Below are 3,572 nucleotides of genomic sequence, written 5' to 3'. Positions count from 1 at the left end.
GTCAGGAGAAGTTCCACCAGTGTGGCGCGACGTGATGATGTCTAGGAATTCCAGCGTCTTTTCGAAGATCAGAGGTTACCTCGCGGAGATCCTTGATCCGCGAGATCCTCCCAAATGAGTAGGATCAGACGCCACGATTAGTGAAGCCCTTGAGCACCTCTACAGATGTTTCCCGAAACTGGTTGCTCATGCCAGCTAGGAACAGAGAATACAGTATACATCCGAGAGTAACGTAGAATAATAAAGTTTGCCATCCGGTCACGGGCCATTGTGTGATAATAGTCCCTATGATCGCCATCATAGCTATGGCAGCGACTATTTCCTCAAATAACAATCGGGGTAGAGGGTTAATTGATACAAACCGTCGGAGAAAAATCACGGATAATACATGCTTGAAAGCCTCCGATATGATCAACGAGACAACAATTCCCACCAAGCCAATTTGGTACAATAAAAGAACCATGAGCGGTAGTTTGAGAAGCGTATAGAGGGTACTTATCCGAAGATTTACCTTTGGTTTCCCCATGCCATTAAATACCTGCCAAAGGCTGTGATTCTGTGTTCCGAACACCTCAGATAGCGTAACACCAATGAGAATAATTCCGGCACCACTGAATTTCGAACCAAAGAGAGTTACGACAACCTCAGTCGATAACACAAGCGAGCCAGTGAATAACGGAATTGCTAAAATGCTCGCAAATGATAGTACATTCTCGACATCCTCAGAGATATCGTTTGTTTCTCCCCACAGACGACTCACATTAGCCATAAGTCCGTTGCCAGCTACGTCTGCAACGAAACTAGCTGGTATGGCCACTCTCCGAGCTACTTCGTATAATCCAACTGCTGCTGGTCCCAGCACGGCGCCAATGAGAAGAGGTTCTGCCCGCCGGTGAAGCCTTCCCACCACAAACTCTGGTACGCTAAATCGCGCGTATCGCCACTGAGATCGGAATTCCGACGAATCTGGACTGCTTGGTATCTCTCTCACCGAAAGCGCAAGTGGTACCAGCGAGACGATCGTGGCGAGGGTGAGCCCCAATAGAAGCCCACTCTCTTCCCAGCCAAGGTACACTAATAAGCCTTGGAATCCAAGTGTGATTACCGAACGGATCGAATCAATCCACGTAGCGCGACCGACTCGCCCCCTCGCGTGTACTAGCTTTTCAACCACGACGAACGCTCCCTCAATCACGAGCAACGGTAGAATAAAAATGGAGATATCAATGTCTAAAACGGACGTCAGTAATCCGGATAAAGCAAAAAAGAGCACCATCATAATCGCTACCCAGACAACGAAAACGATGGTGAGGACCCCTAGAACAGTAGTGTGGGTGGGTTCTGGATCGGAAAAACGCTTCTTGGTACCCTCTGCCCATCCGTCGATAGGAAGATAACTCGCATTCGCGATAGCGTATAGCAAGAAGTACTGTCCGAGGATATCAGCACCAAGAACATTTGCGAAGATGATCGTTCCTGCCAATCCACTTCCCGCAGAAAAGACTCTAGCCACGACACCGTGGGTTGTCTCGACGCTGAGCTGTGTGTCGTCAGGAGAGGGTTTGTTCGTCAAGGATCTTTTGATTGACCAAAGATTAATTTACGCCACTGTTCGTTGAAGTGTTCAATACTATATTTGTCACTGGTCGCCTGGATTTCGGCTGGATCCCAATCGATCGAGTAAGCGCGGTCAATGGCGTCACGCATCGCGTCTTTGCCACGGGCAAACAGGACACCGTTCTCCCCATCCGAGATTTGTTGTTTCGTGTATCCCTCACGAACACCGATGACAGGTTTTCCACTTGCGAAAGCTTCTATTGGGACAATGCCGAAATCTTCCGCATAGCTATTGAATAGTAACGCGTCACAATTGGCTAACAGTCGCCGTTTGCGTTCCTCACTAACGTAACCAAGTAACTCAACGTTACTACTCATGAGCTTGGAAAGGCGAGGCTTCAGAGAACCTGTACCTGCGATCTTGAGCGAATAATTCGTGTTGTTGACAGCCCTAACCATCTCCTCAACACCTTTGTGTGGCTCTAACCGGCCAATAAATAGGATATACCCTTTGTTTGCTTCGTGATAAAACTGCTCAGTATTGACAGGAGGATATATGACTGTGTCGGGTTCTCGGTTGTAATATACGCTCATCCTTTGAGAGATCACCTCTGAATTTGCCACGAATGACCGGATACGGGGTATAGTTGACAAGTCGTGAATTCGCATATATGACTGATAGAAACGTTTCACGACACGGATCGGTCCCCACGAATCACGGTAACGCCCTGGAGCACGGTCAAATAGCCATCGAGCCGGTGTATGAATCACGTGATATCGGTGCTGATGAGGAGAGTGGAGAACGGCTTTTGATGTGGCCCCCGTAGTAATAACGACATCATGATGTTCCGGAACCTCAAAGTTTTCGTACACAAGCGCGTCTGCTAGTCCCCAGATCGGTAGTCGGCGTAGTAAACGATCTACAGGTGATTCAGAAAAAGTGTTCACCGTGATATCTGAGTCGATGTCAATACTACATTGGGACGTGTAGAGGGGTGCATCAAGGCATTCCGCTAATGAGATTGCGTACCTCTCTCCACCGCCTTGGAACGTCATCGGGTCATGGATCACACACGGGTTTTCAAAGGACCGCCCTACCGACCTGTGTGCGTGTTCGACGTCATCGTCCGGTACTGTGTGATTACGCATATGTGTAACCTGTCGAGAGGTGGTAAGTGAACCGACGGTTACTGACCCACTGGGCCTTCCGCACTCTCATAGTACTCCTTAAATCGTACCAACCCATCAGACAAACCAACATTTGGTTCAAATCCAAGTTTTTTGATTTTGGAAATATCCGCGTGAAGCCGATCAAGGTCACCCGTCCAGCTTTCCGATGTAAACCTCACCGACGCGTCAACATCACAAACGTCAATAACACTATTAGCAAGCTCCGAAATACTAATGCTCTCGCCGCCACCAAGGTTATAAGCCTCACCCGCAGTGCCACGCTCCGCGACTAGGGTGAGTCCCTGAACTGTGTCGCTAACATAGCAGTAGTCACGGACTTGGTTTCCTGTCCCGAGCACTTCGAGTTCAGAGCTATCTTTCCGAAGCTTCTCGAAGAAATCGTAAATTACGTATCGGGGTTGCCTTGGACCATACGTGTTGAAAATTCGCACACTAACGACATCAAGACCAATTTCGCGGACGTAGGAATTAGCATGTAATTCGCCGGTACGCTTGTGAACACCGTAGGGCGACTGGGGATTTCTCGCTGTGTCTTCTGTTATTGGGACTGTATCAGGTTCGCCATACACCGCGGCTGACGATACAAACACGACACGACACTCGGGATGATCGTGACGTACAGCCTCAAAAACATTTAATGTTCCCTTCACATTTACGTCGCAATCAGTACCTGGATCGTCCCATCCGAGAGAAGTTTCTTTCGTGTGTGCGTTAGCTGCGAGATGGAAAATCAGGTCGGGTGAATCAAGAGCTTCTCGAAGCGCAGCCTTATCCCTGATGTCGACTTTCATGAAATCCGCTTCGTCGTTTACGAATTCGCCACT

The 3,572-nt window shown here is 48.7% G+C and carries 3 protein-coding genes; all 3 read right to left on the bottom strand.

The window, feature by feature from the left end:
• Positions 1 to 124 precede the first annotated feature (124 nt).
• A complete protein-coding gene (locus tag EXE45_RS16030; RefSeq protein WP_137694904.1) occupies positions 125 to 1,573 on the bottom strand; it encodes a lipopolysaccharide biosynthesis protein in 1,449 nt (482 codons plus the stop codon).
• Positions 1,570 to 2,181, bottom strand: coding sequence for a glycosyltransferase (locus EXE45_RS19715; protein ID WP_158293472.1), 612 nt, complete (start codon positions 2,179 to 2,181; stop codon positions 1,570 to 1,572). Before EXE45_RS19715 ends, EXE45_RS16030 begins: the two co-directional genes overlap by 4 nt.
• Positions 2,182 to 2,744: 563 nt before the next feature.
• Positions 2,745 to 3,572, bottom strand: an 828-nt coding sequence (locus tag EXE45_RS16020; protein ID WP_158294277.1) for an NAD(P)-dependent oxidoreductase, incomplete at its 5' end; no start/stop codon positions are given.

It is taken from the genome of Halorubrum sp. SP9 (assembly GCF_005435015.1).
Classification (GTDB): Archaea; Halobacteriota; Halobacteria; order Halobacteriales; family Haloferacaceae; genus Halorubrum; species Halorubrum sodomense.
The sequence above is the reverse complement of the archived record's forward strand: the minus strand, read 5'-3'. Positions and strand labels throughout refer to the sequence as shown.